General features: G+C 63.7%; 15 protein-coding genes and 1 pseudogene. 8 read left to right on the forward strand and 8 right to left on the reverse strand.

Annotation, left to right across the window (positions count from 1 at the left end; genetic code table 11):
• Window positions 1–19 precede the first annotated feature (19 nt).
• Entirely contained in the window at window positions 20–631 is a 612-nt protein-coding gene (locus RPF88_RS02215; RefSeq protein WP_063173738.1) for a hypothetical protein, read from the reverse strand.
• Between the two features lie 263 nt (window positions 632–894).
• Here RPF88_RS02215 and RPF88_RS02220 point away from each other — a divergent pair, with 263 nt between their 5' ends.
• Window positions 895–1,494: a YdeI/OmpD-associated family protein gene (locus tag RPF88_RS02220; protein WP_063172634.1), complete on the forward strand. Its 600-nt coding sequence runs from the start codon at window positions 895–897 to the stop codon at window positions 1,492–1,494.
• Between the two features lie 241 nt (window positions 1,495–1,735).
• Entirely contained in the window at window positions 1,736–2,869 is a 1,134-nt protein-coding gene (locus tag RPF88_RS02225; RefSeq protein ID WP_224621835.1) for a transporter substrate-binding domain-containing protein, read from the forward strand.
• 73 nt (window positions 2,870–2,942) lie between these two features.
• On the opposite strand, the gene RPF88_RS02230 is transcribed toward RPF88_RS02225, so the two are convergent.
• Entirely contained in the window at window positions 2,943–3,224 is a 282-nt protein-coding gene (locus tag RPF88_RS02230) for a hypothetical protein (RefSeq protein WP_013530639.1), read from the reverse strand.
• Window positions 3,225–3,506: 282 nt separating this feature from the next.
• Here RPF88_RS02230 and RPF88_RS02235 point away from each other — a divergent pair, with 282 nt between their 5' ends.
• Complete coding sequence (locus RPF88_RS02235) at window positions 3,507–5,129, forward strand: ABC-F family ATP-binding cassette domain-containing protein (protein ID WP_013530640.1); 1,623 nt, start codon at window positions 3,507–3,509, stop codon at window positions 5,127–5,129.
• Between the two features lie 3 nt (window positions 5,130–5,132).
• Here the strand turns inward: RPF88_RS02235 and RPF88_RS02240 are convergent, their stop codons facing one another.
• A complete protein-coding gene (locus RPF88_RS02240) occupies window positions 5,133–5,573 on the reverse strand; it encodes a hypothetical protein (protein ID WP_024501715.1) in 441 nt (146 codons plus the stop codon).
• Window positions 5,574–5,818: 245 nt separating this feature from the next.
• On the opposite strand from RPF88_RS02240, the gene RPF88_RS02245 reads away from it, so the two are divergent.
• The 4 genes and pseudogenes from RPF88_RS02245 to RPF88_RS02260 all read left to right on the forward strand — a co-directional run bounded on the left by RPF88_RS02245 (window position 5,819) and on the right by RPF88_RS02260 (window position 9,781).
• Window positions 5,819–6,175 (forward strand): hypothetical protein, encoded by a 357-nt coding sequence (locus RPF88_RS02245; RefSeq protein WP_013530642.1) that lies wholly within the window; start codon window positions 5,819–5,821, stop codon window positions 6,173–6,175.
• 34 nt (window positions 6,176–6,209) lie between these two features.
• Window positions 6,210–6,394, forward strand: a pseudogene (locus RPF88_RS02250) (ABC transporter permease); the annotation flags it as partial.
• 253 nt (window positions 6,395–6,647) lie between these two features.
• A complete protein-coding gene (locus RPF88_RS02255) occupies window positions 6,648–7,637 on the forward strand; it encodes a TAXI family TRAP transporter solute-binding subunit (protein ID WP_024501713.1) in 990 nt (329 codons plus the stop codon).
• Window positions 7,638–7,723: 86 nt separating this feature from the next.
• Window positions 7,724–9,781, forward strand: coding sequence for a TRAP transporter permease (locus tag RPF88_RS02260; protein WP_013530644.1), 2,058 nt, complete (start codon window positions 7,724–7,726; stop codon window positions 9,779–9,781).
• Between the two features lie 310 nt (window positions 9,782–10,091).
• Here the strand turns inward: RPF88_RS02260 and RPF88_RS02265 are convergent, their stop codons facing one another.
• The 5 genes from RPF88_RS02265 to RPF88_RS02285 form a co-directional block, all read right to left on the reverse strand.
• Complete coding sequence (locus RPF88_RS02265) at window positions 10,092–10,337, reverse strand: MoaD/ThiS family protein (protein WP_013530645.1); 246 nt, start codon at window positions 10,335–10,337, stop codon at window positions 10,092–10,094.
• Window positions 10,325–12,595 carry a xanthine dehydrogenase family protein molybdopterin-binding subunit gene (locus RPF88_RS02270; protein WP_013530646.1) on the reverse strand — a complete coding sequence of 757 codons (2,271 nt, stop codon included), beginning with the start codon at window positions 12,593–12,595 and terminating at the stop codon, window positions 10,325–10,327. Before RPF88_RS02270 ends, RPF88_RS02265 begins: the two co-directional genes overlap by 13 nt.
• A 1-nt stretch (window position 12,596) precedes the next feature.
• Window positions 12,597–13,073 (reverse strand): (2Fe-2S)-binding protein, encoded by a 477-nt coding sequence (locus RPF88_RS02275; RefSeq protein WP_013530647.1) that lies wholly within the window; start codon window positions 13,071–13,073, stop codon window positions 12,597–12,599.
• Window positions 13,073–13,933, reverse strand: a complete 861-nt coding sequence (locus RPF88_RS02280; protein WP_013530648.1) for an FAD binding domain-containing protein — start codon at window positions 13,931–13,933, stop codon at window positions 13,073–13,075. The genes RPF88_RS02275 and RPF88_RS02280 overlap by 1 nt, the downstream gene beginning before the upstream one ends.
• Before the next feature lie 183 nt (window positions 13,934–14,116).
• The gene (locus RPF88_RS02285) at window positions 14,117–15,142 is read right to left on the reverse strand and encodes a GlxA family transcriptional regulator (protein WP_013530649.1); all 1,026 of its coding nucleotides are present in this window, start codon (window positions 15,140–15,142) and stop codon (window positions 14,117–14,119) included.
• A 252-nt stretch (window positions 15,143–15,394) separates the two neighbouring features.
• Between RPF88_RS02285 and RPF88_RS02295 the strand changes: the two genes are divergently transcribed.
• Complete coding sequence (locus RPF88_RS02295) at window positions 15,395–16,621, forward strand: flavin-dependent oxidoreductase (RefSeq protein ID WP_013530650.1); 1,227 nt, start codon at window positions 15,395–15,397, stop codon at window positions 16,619–16,621.
• The last annotated feature ends 3 nt before the right edge of the window (window positions 16,622–16,624 follow it).

A 16,624-nucleotide genomic window follows, 5' to 3' on the forward strand; every position in this document is an offset into this window, starting at 1 on the left:
TCGGTCGAAGAGGCGTCGATCACGCGCCGCAAGCGCTGAAGGTGGTGCCGGGGTTCCAGTCCTTGAAGGCGATGCTCTGGCCTTCGACCGAGACGGTCCTGTGCTTGGTGCTGCCGTCCGGCTGCTTTTCGCTGCTGGTGCCTTTGCCGGTCAGCACATTGTACTCGCAGGCGCTTTCGGCATTCTCCTTCAAATAGTCATAGTGGTCATAGGCGAAGCCGGCGACGATGAAGGCATCATTGCGCCAGGCGATGGTCAGCGTCATGTCGGTCCGTTCGCTGCCGATCTCCATCGCTGGCAGGTAGAATTTGATCGAGCCGTTGGGCAGCATCGTCAGTTCCGGCTCGGTGTCGGAGTTCTCGTAGCCCGCCCGCTCGTAGCCGTTCCATTCCCCTTGGATCTGCTCGTGCACGATCTCGACGGGTTTGAGGTAATTGTGCTCCTTGTCCCTGAGGAAGAAGTGGACGTCCATCGGATGGCCGGGTTCGGTCTCCACCACCATGGCAAGATCGACGGCGCCGTCGCCATTGAAATCGCCAGTCACAGCCGTGATGATCTTCCGGGTTTCGATCGGCTCGGCGAGGGTGGCCGTGGGGAGAAACAACACAAAGGCGAGCAACAGAGATTTCATGGCGTATTCCCCCGGGAGCGAGACGGCGTGCCCGAGCACGAGCATGGCAGGTATTCCGGGACTTTCTACAGGGGGCGGGAAGAAAAATGTTCGGGCCGAGGGGCGCGAAGGAACGCCGTCCGCGCCTGCCAAGTCTGCTGCCGGAAACTGACAGCAATTCATGCCACGATGCTGGCCAATGACGATGGGCATGATGCCGGAGGCAGGACGACAGTGAGAGCGATGACGCGAGCGGCAACAGCATCGAACGGACAGGCCGACTGATGGCGCCGATCAAGGTCGATCCCGACAAGGTTCATGAATTCGCGGATCCTGCCGGCTTCTACGCCTGGCTGAGCAAGCACCACGCCACGGAAACCGAAGTCTGGATCAAGGTGCACAAGGTGGGGTCGGGATTGAAATCGATCACCCCCAAGCAAGCCATCGACGTGGTGCTGTGCTTCGGCTGGATCGATGCGGTGCGCAAAGGGTTGGACGACAAGAGCTTCCTGCAGCGCTACACGCCGCGCGGCAGGAAGAGCATCTGGAGCCTGATCAACATCGACAATGTGGCGCGGCTGGTCGAGGAGGGCCGCATGACCGAGCATGGGCTCAAGCAGGTCGAGACGGCCAAGGCCGACGGGCGCTGGGCGCGCGCCTATGGCAGCGGCAAGGAGATGAAAATTCCCGATGATTTGCAAGCGGCCATAGACGCCGAACCCGCTGCGAAGGCGATGTTGGCAAAGCTCAGCGCGCAAAACCGCTTCGCGCTCGCCTTCCGCATTCACAACATGAAGACGGAGGCCGGGCGCAAGAGGAAGATCGAAGCGTTTGTGGCAATGCTGAAGCGCGGTGAGACGATCCATCCGCAAGGCAGGAAGTGAGGTTTGGCGCGAGTTCGTCTTCGGCGCCGCAAGCCTGTCCTCAAGGGATCCCTCGTTGCGCGAAGCGCTTCAGGATTTGAATCGCGAAATTGTTCCAACTGCTTGTTTTCGCGCAATTCGGGGTCGGCGTGGCGCGGCCGCTTCAGCAACGACATCGCTGGTGGACGGAGGAGGGCACGGCGGCTACCCTTCGAAAGCCGCGACGATCGAGCGGCGGACCGGTCGCTGGGAGTCGTTGCCGTTGAGAAGAGTTGCTTCGTGGACGATGGCGCTGGGTCTCATTGTCATCGTCGCGTGTGTGGGAGCCGGGGTCACGCTTGCCCAGACTTCGCCCGATCAGACTTCTCCCGACCTGGCTTCCCCCTCGGCCTCGCCGGCAAAAGAGATCTCGGTCGGGATAAAACAGGCGCCGCCTTTTGCGTTCAAGCTGCAGGACGGCAGCTGGTCGGGATTGAGCATCGACCTCTGGCAGAAAATGGCCGGGCGGCTCAACCTGCGCTTCCACTATGTCGAAGTGCCTGCCGTGCAGGACCAGATCGATGGCGTCGTCAGCGGCAGATTCGATGCGGCGATGGCCGCGATCACGGTCACGGCTGACCGCGAAAAGGCCGTCGACTTCACGCAGCCCTTCTTCACGACCGGGCTCGGCATCGCGACGCCGCTCAACAACCAGCCATCATGGCGGCCGGTGCTGCATGCCCTGACGTCGTTCGGCTTCCTGCAGGCGGTTCTGGCGCTGGTCATCATATCGGTGGTGGTCGGCGTCCTCATCTGGATGTTCGAACGCCGGCACAATGACGATTTCGGCGGCGGCGTCGCCAAGGGACTGTTTTCCAGCATGTGGTGGTCGACCATCGCCGCGACGCAGGCCAGCACCGGTGATTTCGGCCCGCGAACCGTGCCGGGGCGCGTGCTGGCCGCGCTCTGGATGATGGGATCGATCATCGCGATCGCGGTGTTCACCGCGGGTGTCACATCGGTGCTGACGGTGACGCAGATGGAAGGCATGGTGCAGGGCGAAAGCGATCTCGCCGCGGTCAGGGTCGGCGCGGTGCAGAGCTCGTCGACGGCGTCCTATCTGGATTCGACCCAGATCCGTCATCAGGACTTTGCCTCGATCCAGCAAGGCCTCAACGCGCTTCGCGCCGGCAAGATCGACGCGCTGGTGCACGACAAGCCGCTGCTTGGCTGGCTGGTCGGGCAGAATTACGCGACAAGCCTGCAGGTTCTCGATGCGACGTTCGACCAGCAGCAATATGCCATTGCGCTGCCGCTCGGCAGCCCGTTGCGCAAGTCTCTCGATGTCGCCCTCCTGCAGACCATCGAAAGCGATTGGTGGAAGCAGGCCGTCTTCCAGTATCTGGGCGAGAAGTAGCCGGCAGCAATTTCAGCGGTGCTATGCGCTGGAAGAACCGCCGTCGCTATCCGAGAGTGGCGGATGGTTGGTGTCACTGGTCCAGGTCGACCGGTGTCACGCCAAGAAGTTTCAGGGCATTGGCATAGGTCCGGATGCCTTGCGCCTGCTTGCGCTCGGCACAGAACCGGTTCGCCTTGTCCTGGAGTGCCGTTGCCTCGGCGATCTGGCTCGCACTGGCACCGGGTTTGGCTTTGGTCTGGATGGCTCCGTCGAGTTGAAGGCCGAGCCGGCTGCAATATTCGCTCCGGGTGACCGCCGCATCCGACTGTGCGACCGCAAGCACGGCGAGCGAAATGCCTGTCAGGGCACCCATCCATCCGGTCGAACGTCGTTGCATGTTTCGGGACCATTTCTTCGCGTTGTGCCGCAGGCCGCGTGACCGCCGCGAGGGTGGTTATGACAGGCGATGTTTTCGCGAGTTTTTCCCGGATGTTGAATCTTGTTTCTGGAGTGTGTCTGGCGGTGAAGCTGCCAATCTCCCCCACGAGGGGGGAGATCGGCGGTGTGCGGCGCTTGCGCCTCTTCCTTTGCGGCTATCCTTCGCGTAAGGCGCCGGGCAAATCGTTTCACGCAAGCAAAATTCCCCGGACACCGCATGATCAGACTTGAAAGCATCAGCAAGCAGAACGGCCGTCAGCTTGTCTTCATCGAAGCGTCGGCGTCCCTGCAGAAGGGCGAGAAGGTCGGCCTCGTCGGGCCGAACGGCGCCGGCAAGACGACGCTGTTTCGCATGATCACCGGCCAGGAGCAGCCAGACGAAGGCCAGGTGCAGGTCGATCGCGGCGTCACCATTGGCTATTTCAGCCAGGATGTCGGCGACATGGAAGGCCACAGCGCTGTCGCCGAAGTGATGAACGGCGCCGGGCCGGTCAGCGAAGTCGCGGCCGAAATGGCGGCCCTCGAGGCGGCCATGGCCGATCCCGAGCAGGCCGACCAGATGGACGAGATCATCGAAAAATATGGCGAGGCGCAGCACCGCTTCGAGGAACTCGACGGTTATGCGCTGGATGGCCGCGCCCGCGAAGTGCTGGACGGTCTCGGCTTTTCGCAGGAGATGATGGACGGCGATGTCGGAAAGCTGTCCGGCGGCTGGAAGATGCGCGTGGCGCTGGCCCGCATCCTGTTGATGCGGCCCGACGCCATGCTGCTCGACGAGCCGTCGAACCATCTCGACCTGGAGAGCCTGATCTGGCTGGAATCCTTCCTGAAGAACTATGATGGCGCGCTGTTGATGACCTCGCACGACCGCGAGTTCATGAACCGCATCGTCAACAAGGTGGTCGAGATCGACGCCGGTTCGCTGACCGCCTATTCCGGAAACTACGAATTCTACCAGCAGCAGCGGGCGATCGCCGATAAGCAGCAGCAGGCTCAGTTCGAGCGCCAGCAGGCGATGCTGGCCAAGGAGATCGCCTTCATCGAGCGCTTCAAGGCGCGCGCCTCGCATGCCGCGCAGGTGCAGAGCCGGGTGAAGAAGCTGGACAAGATCGACCGCGTCGAGCCGCCGAAGCGCCGCCAGACCGTGTCCTTCGATTTCCTGCCGGCGCCGCGCTGCGGTGAGGATGTCGTGACGCTGAAGAACGTCCACAAGGGCTATGGCAGCCGCAGCATCTATGAGGGGCTCGATTTCCAGGTCCGCCGCCGCGAGCGCTGGTGCATCATGGGCGTCAACGGCGCCGGCAAATCGACGCTTCTGAAGCTGGTCGCCGGCGCTTCCGAGCCCGATACCGGCACGGTCGCGCGGGGCCCAAGTGTCAAGATGGGATATTTCGCCCAGCATGCCATGGAGGTGCTGGAAGGCGAGCGCACTGTGTTCCAGACACTGGAAGACGCGTTCCCCCAGGCCGGCCAGGCGCCGCTCAGGGCACTCGCAGGCTGCTTCGGCTTTTCCGGCGACGAGATCGAGAAGAAATGCCGTGTGCTGTCAGGCGGCGAGAAGGCGCGGCTGGTGATGGCGCTGATGCTGTTCGACCCGCCCAACCTTTTGGTGCTGGACGAGCCGACCAACCATCTCGACATCGCCACCAAGGAGATGCTGATCACGGCACTTTCGCAGTATGAGGGCACCATGCTGTTCGTCTCGCACGACCGGCATTTTCTGGCGGCGCTTTCCAACCGCGTGCTGGAACTGACGCCCGAAGGCATCCACACCTATGGCGGCGGCTATACGGAATATGTCGAGCGCACCGGGCAGGAAGCGCCGGGCCTGAGGAGCTAGCCCTTACCGCAGCGAGATGCTCATGCCACTGAGGTCGGCGTTGACCTGCAGGCCGACCTGCCTGCCCGTCAATTCGAGCTGGGCGCCCTTGTCATTGGTCATGACGATCACCTGAGCCCCTTTGCCAAGCGCGCCGCCACCGCCCGCCGCACCATAGACCCCGGTCACATCCCGCGCACGTTTGATGTGGCGCACGGTACCTCGGAAATAGGTCTTGGAAACGCCGAAGGCGAGACCGCCCGAGACGCCGCCGACCGAGATGGGATAGCGGCGGCCATGGAAGGTCAGCGTTCCTTCGCCTCCGGAGCCACCGACGAAGAAGGCCGCCTTGTAGACGGCGAAGCGGATGGTGCCGCTGTCGGCATGCGCGGCGCTGGCAAAGCCGATGCTTGCGGTGGCGATGGCGGCAACCGCGATGGAACGAAATCCGGATGAAATCTTCATGGTGAGAACTCCTCAATGTCGCCGCTTTGCCGGCCGGATGTCAGCGTGGGATCAAAGTTACAACTGAACAGTCTCGCCCGTGGTTTGGTTCCAGGCCCCGTGATTTGGTTCCAGGCATCGTTCGAATCCGGCTGCGGGAAGGCCGGGGAGAGGGCGGAGGGTGGGGAGGGCACCTGACCGCAGCTATCGCCTTGTGGGATGAACAGGTCTATGCAGGCCTTCACAAGGCTTAGGAGAGGCTTCGGATGAGAATCGCAATCTGCCTCGCATTGGCTGCGGCAGTGGCTGGGTGCGCGACCTCCCCGGTCGACTATGAGGCGTCGCTTTCGCAGCAGGACCAGAAATGGGCCTCCCCGGCATGCCAGCAGGCCCGCAGGGCGGCTTCGGATTACGAGGCTCGCGAGAAAGAGCATCCGGGGTGGGGTTTCGGCGTCTTGCTTGGTCCATACTCGATGGGGCTCGTCGCAGCCATCAAGGAGCATGAGCAGAAGCAACGAAAGCTGTTCGCCCGCGAAGTGCACCTGCAATGCTCAAGCCTGCCGCTGCCGAAGGAACTGCAGGGCGATTTGAACCCTGCCGTACCGCCGACCAAGTATCCATAGCCTGCCGCGCCTTCCGGCAGAAGGCGCCGGGGTGGCCGCCGTCATTGGCGGCACCTCGATCTTCGGCGGCCGCGGTGTCTACACCGGCACCATCCTCGGCGCCCTGATCCTGACCGTGCTGACGATCCTGCAGATGCCGGAAGGGGCAAGGCGGATCTTGTCGGGCTGATCGTGCTGTTCGTGACGGCGGTTTATTTGAGGATTGTGGAGGAGAGATAGGGGCGGGTTGAGGTGAATGGCTGCGTTTGGGCCGAATTCAGACAGGCAGCTTTTTGGCGCAAGGATGCGAACTACTGCCGTTCAACCAATGATAAAGGCTCAGATCGAATTTTGGTGCTTCTTCAAAATTTGCACCTATTGAGGATGCGCCACGGCCAGCCCGCGAGGACCGATCCGCTCTCAAAAAGCGCGTACAGGTTGACAACACCTTGGCCGCTGCAACATCCTGCCGGTTTTTAGACTGGGAGGTAGCATGACTATTTCGATCAACCGCCGCACCTTTTCCATAGGCGCGGGCGCTCTGGCTTTGGCTGCGGCCGGATTTTCGCCGGCACGCGCGCAGCAGGCGTTTTTCCGCATCGGCACGGGCGGAACGTCCGGCACCTACTATCCGGTGGGCGGCCTGATCGCCAACGCCATCTCGGCAACCGGGGCGGCCGGCGTCGAAGGCTTGGTCGCCACCGCCACGTCCTCCAACGGTTCGGTGGCCAACATCAGCGCCATCCAGTCGGGCGCGTCCGAATCGGGCTTCACGCAATCCGACGTCGCCTACTGGGCGCATTCGGGCACCGGCCTCTATGAGGGCAAGCCCAAGGTTGACGACCTGCGCCTCATCGCGACGCTTTATCCCGAGACGATCCATTTGGTCGCGCGTGCCGACGCCGGCATTAAGTCGGTGGCGGATCTCAAGGGCAAACGCGTCTCTCTTGACGAGCCGGGCTCCGGCACCATCGTCGATGCGCGACTTGTGCTTGGCGCTTACGGTCTGGCTGAAAAGGACGTGCAGCCCGAATATCTCAAGCCTGGCCCGGCCGGAGAGCGGCTGCAGGATGGCGCCATGGACGCTTATTTCTTCGTCGGTGGTTATCCGACGGGCGCAATCGTTGAGCTTGCCACCACCAACAACATCACGCTGGTGCCGATCACCGGCCCGGAGGCCGACAAGCTGCTGTCCGAGCAGAAGTTCTTCTCCACCGATACCGTGCCGGAAGGCACCTACAAAAATGTCGGCGAAACCAAGACCATTTCCGTCGCCGCTCAATGGGTGACCAGCGCCAAGCAGACCGACGACCTCGTCTACAAGATCGTCAAGTCGCTTTACAGCGACGAAACCCAAAAGGCCCTGCAGGCCGGCCACGCCAAGGGCAAGCTGATCACGCTCCAGAACGCGGTTACCAGCGCTGGCATTCCGTTTCATCCCGGCGCAGAGAAATTCTACAAGGAAGTCGGCACCCTGAAATAAGAGCCATTTGGACCGGCTGACAACAACGAGGCGGAAGGGATGCTTTCCGCCTCTTTTGTCTGGAAATTCAGGACACGGAACCGGCCATGAGCGATGACGACAAGATCAAGCTTTCCGCAATGGAGTTCGATGAGGAGAACGCTCGCGAACTGGAGGAGAAATTCGACTCCGAAATCCGCTTCCGGCCACTGACCCGTGTCGCGGGCTGGCTGGTCGGCTTCCTCCTGGTGGCGCTGTCACTGTTTCACTACTACACCGCCGGTTTCGGCCTGCTGCAGGAAATGCTGCACCGGGGCATCCACCTGTCGATGGTGCTGGCGCTGATCTTCCTCGTCTTCCCGCTGGTGAAGAAAAGCTACGACCAGCCCGCGCGGTCCAGCCTCCTGCGGCCGCTCGGCATACCCCTTTTCGACTGGCTGCTGGCGATCGCTGCGGTCGTCGTCGTCATGCACGTGCCTATGATCCCGCTCGACGACCTTGCCTTCCGCGTCGGCAATCCCACGGCGCTCGACGTGGTGTTCGGCCTTATCCTCATCCTGCTTCTGCTGGAGGCGACGCGCCGCTCCGTCGGCATCCCGCTGCCCATCATCGCCGTCGTCTTCATGGCCTACGCGCTGTTGGGGCGGTACATGCCGAGCATTCTGGTGCACCCCGGCGCGTCCGTCTCCCAGCTTGTCGATCACCTTTATCTGACGACGCAGGGCATCTACGGCATCGCGCTCGGCGTCGTCGCCACCTACGTCTTCCACTTCGTGCTGTTCGGCGTCTTCGCTACCCGCATTGGCCTCGGCCAGCTCTTCCTCGACTGCGCGGCGTGGGTCGCCGGCCGCTACGCCGGCGGTCCCGCCAAGGTGTCGATCTTCGGCTCGGCGCTGTTCGGCATGATTTCCGGCTCGTCGGTCGCCAACACCGTTACCGTCGGCTCGCTGACCATCCCGGCGATGATCAAGCTCGGCTACAAGAAACATTTCGCCGCAGCGGTGGAAGCGGCGTCCTCGACCGGCGGTCAGGTGACGCCGCCGATCATGGGCGCAGCGGCCTTCCTGATGATCGAATTTCTCGAACTGCCCTACACGACCATCATTCTTGCCGCCATCGTGCCCGCCTTCATGCACTTCTTTGGCGTGTTCATGCAGGTGCATTTCGAGGCCAAGCGAACCGGCCTCAGGGGGCTCAGGCCGGACGAGATGCCCGATGTCGTCGAGGCGCTGAAGCGGGACTGGCCGACGATCATCCCGCTCGTCGTTCTCATCGGCGTGCTGCTCTCGGGCTACACGCCCTACATGGCCGCCTTCTGGGGCATCACCTTGTGTATTCTCGTCGGCTTGCTCAATCCGCGCCGGCGCATGTCGGTCGCCGACATCGTGACGTGTCTGCGCGACGGCGCCAAATATGCGCTCGCAGTCGGAGCCGCTGCCGCAACCGTCGGCATCGTCGTGGGCGTCGTCACCCTGACCGGAGTGGGCTTCAAGCTGTCCTACATCGTCACATCGACGGCCGGACACCTTTCCCTTCTCTTCGGCACCTTCATCCCCGAGGCGATCTTCTCGGCCCAGGGCCTGACCCTATTGTTCACCTTGATCATGACTGGCGTCGTCTGCATCCTGATGGGCTGCGGCATCCCGACGACCGCGAACTACATCATTATGGTGACGATCGCGGCGCCGGCGCTTGTCATGCTCGGCACCGAGCCGATCGTCGCTCACTTCTTCGTGTTCTATTACGGACTGCTGGCGGACATCACGCCACCGGTGGCGCTGGCGGCGTACGCCGCCGCTGGCATGGCGGGGGCGGACCCGTTCAAGACCGGCAACACCGCCTTCCGGCTGGGGATGGGTAAGGCACTGGTTCCTTTCGTGTTCGTCTTCTCACCGTCCCTGCTGCTGGTGACGAAGGATTTCACCTGGCCGAACTTCTTCCTCGCCTTTTTCGGCTGCGTGCTGGGCATCACCTGCCTGGGCGCCGCGCTATCGCGCTATCTTCTGGTGCGCACACGCCCATGGGAAAACGTGCTGCTCGTGTTCGCCGCCCTGCTTCTGGTGGCACCCGAACTCTATTCCTCGCTACTCGGCGTGGCGCTTTTGGTCCCGGTCCTGCTGCGCCAATGGAACGCACGCCACACTGAAGAGGCGCAACCAGTCTGATCAGCGCCGCTCCAACGCAATCCTTCCCGGAGTTTCGACGTCGCGCATATGAGGGGGCGGACGGAAAGAGAGGGCGGACCATCGAGTCCATGACATTCCGCTGCGGGTTCTCGGCGCCGAGCGAGCTTCAGCCTAGTCGCGAAGATGTCCGCTCGTGAGAAGAGGCGATGAGCCGTGGCGATGACCGGCATGGGGCGCAAATCAGACCCTCCTCCCGGTCGAATCCAACAGCGGTTTTTGGCCTTCTTAGAATTACGAGAATTACGGGAATTACGGTGACAGTGCACCTTTTACCCTGCCATGTGTCCGCCTATCCCCCCGCCAGCCGCGGCAGCAAAAAAATCTCCGCCCCCTGCGGCAGCTTCTTCGACCACGTATCGCGATAGATCGTCCCGTCGATGGCAACCGCGATGCCCTTGTCGATCAAGGGCTCGAGGCCGGGATACTGTTCAGCCAGCTTCCTGAACAGCTCCCTTATGTCCTTGGCCTCGATCTCGACCTTGCTGTTGCCTCCGGCGGTCGCGGCGAGCGAGCCCCAGAGCGTTACTTCGACCATTCCCGTTCCGCCTCGATCGCCGCCAGGATGCGCGGCGGCGACATCGGGATGTGCGTCATGCGCACGCCCGCGGCGTTCGACACCGCATTGGCGATCGCCGCCAGCGGCGGCACGATCGACGTCTCGCCGACGCCGCGCACCCCGTAAGGGTGGTTAGGGTTGGGGATCTCGAGGATCTGGGTGTCGATCATCGGCAGGTCCGAGCAGACCGGGATGCGGTAATCGAGGAAGCCGGCGTTCTGCAGCCGCCCGTCCTTGCCGTAGATATACTCCTCGTTGAGCGCCCAGCCGATGCCTTGCGCGGCGCCCCCCTGGTACTGTCCCTCGACATAGGTCGGGTGCACCGCCTTGCCGGCGTCCTGCACGACCGTGTAGCGGATGACCCTGGCGGCCCCGGTATCGGGATCGACCTCGATATCGCAGATATGGGTGGCGAAGGAGACGCCGGCGCCATCGGCGACGAGCTCGCTGTGGCCGGCGATCGGCCCGCCGGTCTTGCCCGACTCGACCGCGATCTCCTTCAGCGACAGCTTGCCGAGATTGCCGTGCTTCTCGCCCTTGGCGATCGCGTGGCCCTTTTCCCAGACCACGTCGTCGACGGCAATGTCCCACATCTGCGCGGCGCGCTCGCGCAGGATCAGAATCGCATTGCGGGCGGCCGAGATCGTCGCCATGGAAGAGGAGAAGGTGCCGCGGCTGCCGTCCGTCATGTCGTTGTAGCCGAGGCTGGACGTGTCGGCGACGATCGCCTTGACCTGAGAATAGTCGATGCCCAGTTCCTCCGCCGCCACCAGCGACAGCGACGCGCGCGAACCACCGACGTCGACTGTGCCGACGGCAAGCGAGACCGAGCCGTCCATGCCGATGTTGAGGTCGGTGCAGGTCTGGCCGCCGAAGTTGAACCAGAAGCCGCAAGCCATGCCGCGGCCCTGGTTCTTGCCCAGCGGCGCCTTCATGTGCGGATGGCTCTTCACCGCCTCGAGCGTCGGGCCGATGCCGATCGGGCCGTAGACCGGACCGTAGGAGGACCGTGTGCCTTCCTGCGCGGCGTTTTTGATCCGGAAGTCGACCGGGTCCATGCCGATCTTCTTGGCCAACTCGTCGACGGCGCTTTCCACCGCGAAGGCTGCCATGGGTGCGGAAGGCGCGCGATAGGCCGCGGTCTTCGGCCGGTTGACCAGCACTTCGTAGCCGACCGTCTTGACGTTATCGAGCTTGTAGCAGGCGAACGCGGTCATGGCGCCGATCTCGGCCCAGGAGCCGGCATACGGGCCGCAGCTGTAGCGCAGCGTCGCTTCGGCGGCGGTGATCGTGCCGTCCTTGCGGGCGCCGATCTTGACGTCGATCGAGGTGGCGCTGGTCGGGCCCGAGGCGCGGAACACCTCGTCGCGGGTCATCACCAGCTTCACCGGCCGTCCTGCCTTGCGCGACAGCGCCAGCGCCACCGGCTCGGCCCAGACATGGGTCTTGCCGCCAAAACCGCCGCCGATCTCCGAGGAGGTGACGCGCAGTTTCGAGGCTTCCATGCCAAGCAACTGGGCGCAGTGCTGGCGGTAGACGAAATGGCCCTGCGTGCACACCCAAAGGTCGGCGGTGCCGTCGGAACTGAAATTCGCCACGCAGGCATGCGGCTCGATATAGCCCTGGTGCGTCTGCTCGGTCTTGAAGGAGCGCTCGACGATGAAGTCGGCCTGCCCGAAACCCTGATGGACATCGCCATGGCCAAACTGGCTGCGCTTGGTGACGTTGGAGGGTTTTACCGGTTTTTCCTCAAGGCCCTCGGTGAAGATGGCATCATTGATCAAGGGCGCCGTGTGCTTCGCCGCCTCGTCGACATCGGTGACGTGCGGCAAAAGCTCGTACTCGACCTCGATGAGCTTCAGCGCCTGCCTGGCGGTGCGGGCGTCGATCGCGGCGACCGCGGCCACCGCGTGGCCGTCATAGAGCGCTTTCGTGCGCGCCATGCAATTGTCGAGGACGTCGTACATGGCGGCATCGCCATCGGTGAGGTCGGGCAGGTCGGCCGCGGTGATCACCGCCTTGACGCCGGCGAGCTTTTCCGCTTTCGACGTGTCGATCTTGACGATCCTGGCGTGGGCGTGCGGGCTTCTCAGAACGCGCCCGACCAGCTGGCCGGCCATGTTGAAGTCGGCGCCGTAGCGCGCGCGGCCCGTCACCTTGTCGATGCCGTCGGGACGGATCGGACGTGTGCCGACGGAGGCGAATTTACGTCCGGAAAAACGTGGATCGAAATTCATCTCAGGCTCCCTTCATCACGATGGCCGCATCCTGGACGGCGCGCACGATCTTGTCGTAGCCGGTGCAGCGGCAGAGGTTCCCGGCAAGGCCGAAGCGGATTTCCTCCTCGGTCGGGTCGGGGTTCTTGGCCAGGAGGTCCTTGGCCGCGATCAGGAAGCCCGGCGTGCAGATGCCGCATTGCAATGCGGCGTGCTCGAGGAATTTCTGCTGCAGCGGGTGCAGCGTATCGCCATGCGCCATGCCCTCGATGGTCTCGACGCGACGGCCTTCAGCCTCGGCGCCGAGCACCAGGCATGAGCACACCAACCGGTCGTCGAGGATAATGCTGCAGGCGCCGCAGTCGCCGGTGCCGCAGCCTTCCTTGGCGCCCGTCAGCCCCAGCCGATCGCGCAGGACGTCTAGCAGCGTCTCGTCGGGCTGGCACAGATACTCGACAGCATCGCCGTTGATTGTCGTTGAAACTGCAATTCCAGCCATCATTTGCCTCCTGCACGTGCATAGGCTGATGTGGCGGCCCGCTGGGCCAGCACACCCGCAACTTTTCGTCTGAATTCGATAGTGCCGCGCTTGTCGTCGATCGGACGGCAGGCGCCCGCACAGACCTTGGCGAGCCGTTCCAGCGTCGCCTCGTCCAGCCTGGAGCCGACGAGCACCTCCGCGGCCTCTTCAACCAGAAGCACCGTCGCCGCCACGGCGCCCAGCGCCACGCGGGCCGATTTGACGACACCGTGCTCGTCGAGCGTCAGGTTCACCCCGGCGCTGACCACCGCGATGTCCATCTCGGTGCGTGGAATGAAACGCAGATAGGCATCGCCAGACCGCGGCTCGCGCTTGTCGAGCAGGATCGCCTCGATGATCTCGCCTTTGGCCAGCGACGTCTTGCCCGGCGCGGTCGGTACGCTCTGCACGGGGATCGTGCGCCGGCCCGCCGGCCCGACGACCGATGCCCTGGCGCCGGCGGCAACCAGCGCCGGCACGCTGTCGGCGGCCGGCGAGGCGTTGCAGAGATTGCCCACGATGGTGCAGCGGCCCTGCACCTGCTTGGAGCCGATCAGCTTGGCCGCCTCGACGACACCAGGCCATGCCTTCTTGAGGGCGATGTTCTCCCCCAGGACGGCGCAAGGGACCGCGGCGCCGATGCTGAAGCCTTCAGCCGTTTCCCGGATCTCGCTCAAGCCATCGATCGCCTTGATGTCGACGATCAACTCTGGTTCGGCAAAGCCGCCCTTCATCCTGACCAGGAGGTCGCTGCCTCCGGCGAGGATGGCGGCCGCACCAGCCGACCCGGCCAACTGGCCAACGGCATCTTCTATTGAAAGCGGACGTATGTAGCGCATCGTCTCCCCTTGGTCATCGCGATTTCAGCGACCGTTATAAACAGTCTCCTCATAATGGCTATCCGGTTCGTCATCTGCGGCGATTAGGCCAGGCGCCGCAATATCCAGTCCAACAGGCCGAAAGTGGCGCACTGAATGGCAGCAACCGGCTTAGGAATGATTTTCGTGAAACTTCGGTCTGGATCAAGTGCGCTCATTCGGTTTTGTCCGCTTTTGGACCGGAACGGCCCTTAAGCCGGCAGAGCCGCTGCTTGGCCGCCCCGGCTGAAGCTCCCTGTGTTCGGCGGCCGCCCGAAACGCCTGCGGCGGCTGGCCAAGGGTACGCAGGAAGGCGCGCCGCATGCGTCCGGGATCGCCAAAACCGGCGGCTTCGGCGATGCGCTCAAGCGGGAGATGGCTGGTCTCGATCGCCGTGCGGGCCGTCTCGAGGCGCATGCGCTCTACCGCCTTTGCCGGCGTGACGCCGGTCTCGGACGTGAAAGCGCGGGCGAAGTTGCGGGGGCTCATGGCCGCGTGATCGGCCAGGCATTCGACGGTCAGCGGTTCGGCCAGGTTTGCCCGCACCCACTCGATCAGCGCGGCGAAGCGGCCGGTTCGCCCGCCCAGTTCGACGAAGGCCGAGAATTGCGACTGGCCGCCCGGCCGGCGCTGGTGCATGACGATCTGCTGTGCGGTGCGGCGCGCCACTTCAGCGCCAAGGTCATCTTCGACGAGGGCAAGCGCCAGGTCTATTCCGGCCGAGATGCCGGCCGACGTCCAGATGTCGCCATCCCTGATGAAAATACGCTCGGCATCCAGCCTGACCTTCGGGTAGCGGCGGTGGAAGTCGTGACTGCTGGCCCAGTGCGTGGTGGCGCGGCGGCCGTCGAGCAATCCCGCCCGTGCCAGCAGGTACGCGCCGGTGCAGACGCTGGTGGTGCGCCGCGCCGGCACCCGCCTCAACCAGGCGACGATCTCTTCCATCGCCTCGATGGAACGGATGATTTCGCCGCCCGATACGATGACGGTGTCGAAAGGGCCGTCGCGCAGAGGTCTGGTGAGAAGCTTCAGGCCAGAGGAGCTTTCAACGTCGCCGCCGCCGGGCGACAGCAAAACCAACTCATAGCTGTCCGGGCGGCAGCGCTCCGCAATCTCGAAGACGGTTGTCGGCCCGGCCGCATCCAGAAGCTGGAAACCGGGGTGAACGACGACGGCAACGTGCCTGCGCATGGCAGTATTCGCCCGATTTATGTCATTTCGGACGAAACCTAACGCCGGTAGCCTCGTCGTCAAGCCATCTGGAGACCGGCAAAAGTCCTGGACGAAACGCTGCGTGCCATCGCTGCCCGCCATGGTGCCCGCACGGCAGACTTCGTCGCCATGCAACTCGAATATCCCCGGCCACGCGCATCGCCGTGACGTCGCGAAGTCGACGGGCATCTGACCGGCTCGGGGGGACTTTTCACGGCAAGGGAGTGACTGATGAAAGCATTGATCGCCGGGGCCGGTATCGGCGGCCTCACCACTGCTCTGTTCCTGCATGAGACAGGCATCGAGGTCGAACTTTTCGAGCGGGCCGACGACATCCGCGAACTTGGCGTCGGCATCAACATGCTGCCTCACGCTGTCAAGGCGCTGGCCGGGCTTGGGCTGATGCCGGCGCTCGACGCGGAGGGCGTGAGGACACGCGAGCTTGTCTACACCAACCGCTTCGGCCAGATCGTATGGCAGGAATTGCGGGGCATCGATGCCGGCTATGAGGTTCCGCAAATCAGCATTCATCGCGGCAGGCTGCTGGGGCTGATTCACCGGGCCGTGGTGAACAGGCTTGGCGGCGACGTCATCAGCACGGCAAGCCGTGTCGATGCCTTCGAGCAGAACGAGGGCGAGGTCGTGGCGCATTTCCGCCGGCATGACGGCTCGCGCGGCGAGGCCCATGGCGACCTGCTCATAGGCGCCGACGGGATTCATTCCGCCGTCAGGGCCGTGCTCTATCCCGAAGAAGGGCCGCCGATCTGGAACGGCACGATGCTGTGGCGCGGCGCCACGCCGTGGCCGGTGTGGCGCGACGGGCGCACCATGGCGGTTGCCGGCGGCAATTTCGCCAAGTTCGTCTACTATCCGATCGAGCCGGATCGCGAAGAGACCAGGCTGACGAACTGGGCGGTGATGGCCAATACCGGCGATAGCGGCACATCACCGCTGCGTCCCGGCGACTGGAGCCGCCCGGGCGTGATCGACGATGTGCTGCCCTTCGTGCGTGACCGGTTTCAGCTTGATTTTGTCGACCCTGCCTCGATCATCCAGGCAACGGATGGCTTCTACGAATATCCGAACTGCGACCGCAACCCGCTGCCACGATGGTCGTTCGGGCGGGTGACGCTGCTCGGCGATGCGGCGCATCCCATGTACCCGGTGGGGTCGAACGGAGCCAGCCAGGCAATACTCGACGCTGGTTGCCTTGCGATGCATCTGGCCGCAGGACCGACCGTCGAAGCCGCGCTAACACGGTATGACGGGGAGCGGCGGCCGGCCACATCGGCCATCGTGCTCGCCAATCGGCAAGGCGGACCGGAAGCGGTCATAGACATGGTCGAGGCCCGGGCGCCGCATGGTTTTGATGACATCGACGCCGTCGCTTCGCGCGAAGAACGCAAAAGCGTGGTACGCGGCTATGCGTCCGTGGCCGGGTTTGCAAAACCGAGTTGATCG

It is taken from the genome of Mesorhizobium sp. ISC11 (assembly GCF_037162595.1).
GTDB classification, from domain to species: Bacteria; Pseudomonadota; Alphaproteobacteria; order Rhizobiales; family Rhizobiaceae; genus Mesorhizobium; species Mesorhizobium ciceri.

Excerpts from the sequence above, each read along its gene's own strand:
- RPF88_RS02215 (WP_063173738.1), bottom strand. The coding sequence starts at position 631 with ATGAAATCTCTGTTGCTCGCCTTTGTGTTGTTTCTCCCCACGGCCACC.
- RPF88_RS02220 (WP_063172634.1), top strand. The coding sequence starts at position 895 with ATGGCGCCGATCAAGGTCGATCCCGACAAGGTTCATGAATTCGCGGAT.
- RPF88_RS02230 (WP_013530639.1), bottom strand. The coding sequence starts at position 3,224 with ATGGGTGCCCTGACAGGCATTTCGCTCGCCGTGCTTGCGGTCGCACAG.
- RPF88_RS02235 (WP_013530640.1), top strand. The coding sequence starts at position 3,507 with ATGATCAGACTTGAAAGCATCAGCAAGCAGAACGGCCGTCAGCTTGTC.
- RPF88_RS02240 (WP_024501715.1), bottom strand. The coding sequence starts at position 5,573 with ATGAAGATTTCATCCGGATTTCGTTCCATCGCGGTTGCCGCCATCGCC.
- RPF88_RS02245 (WP_013530642.1), top strand. The coding sequence starts at position 5,819 with ATGAGAATCGCAATCTGCCTCGCATTGGCTGCGGCAGTGGCTGGGTGC.
- RPF88_RS02255 (WP_024501713.1), top strand. The coding sequence starts at position 6,648 with ATGACTATTTCGATCAACCGCCGCACCTTTTCCATAGGCGCGGGCGCT.
- RPF88_RS02260 (WP_013530644.1), top strand. The coding sequence starts at position 7,724 with ATGAGCGATGACGACAAGATCAAGCTTTCCGCAATGGAGTTCGATGAG.
- RPF88_RS02265 (WP_013530645.1), bottom strand. The coding sequence starts at position 10,337 with ATGGTCGAAGTAACGCTCTGGGGCTCGCTCGCCGCGACCGCCGGAGGC.
- RPF88_RS02270 (WP_013530646.1), bottom strand. The coding sequence starts at position 12,595 with ATGAATTTCGATCCACGTTTTTCCGGACGTAAATTCGCCTCCGTCGGC.
- RPF88_RS02275 (WP_013530647.1), bottom strand. The coding sequence starts at position 13,073 with ATGGCTGGAATTGCAGTTTCAACGACAATCAACGGCGATGCTGTCGAG.
- RPF88_RS02280 (WP_013530648.1), bottom strand. The coding sequence starts at position 13,933 with ATGCGCTACATACGTCCGCTTTCAATAGAAGATGCCGTTGGCCAGTTG.
- RPF88_RS02285 (WP_013530649.1), bottom strand. The coding sequence starts at position 15,142 with ATGCGCAGGCACGTTGCCGTCGTCGTTCACCCCGGTTTCCAGCTTCTG.
- RPF88_RS02295 (WP_013530650.1), top strand. The coding sequence starts at position 15,395 with ATGAAAGCATTGATCGCCGGGGCCGGTATCGGCGGCCTCACCACTGCT.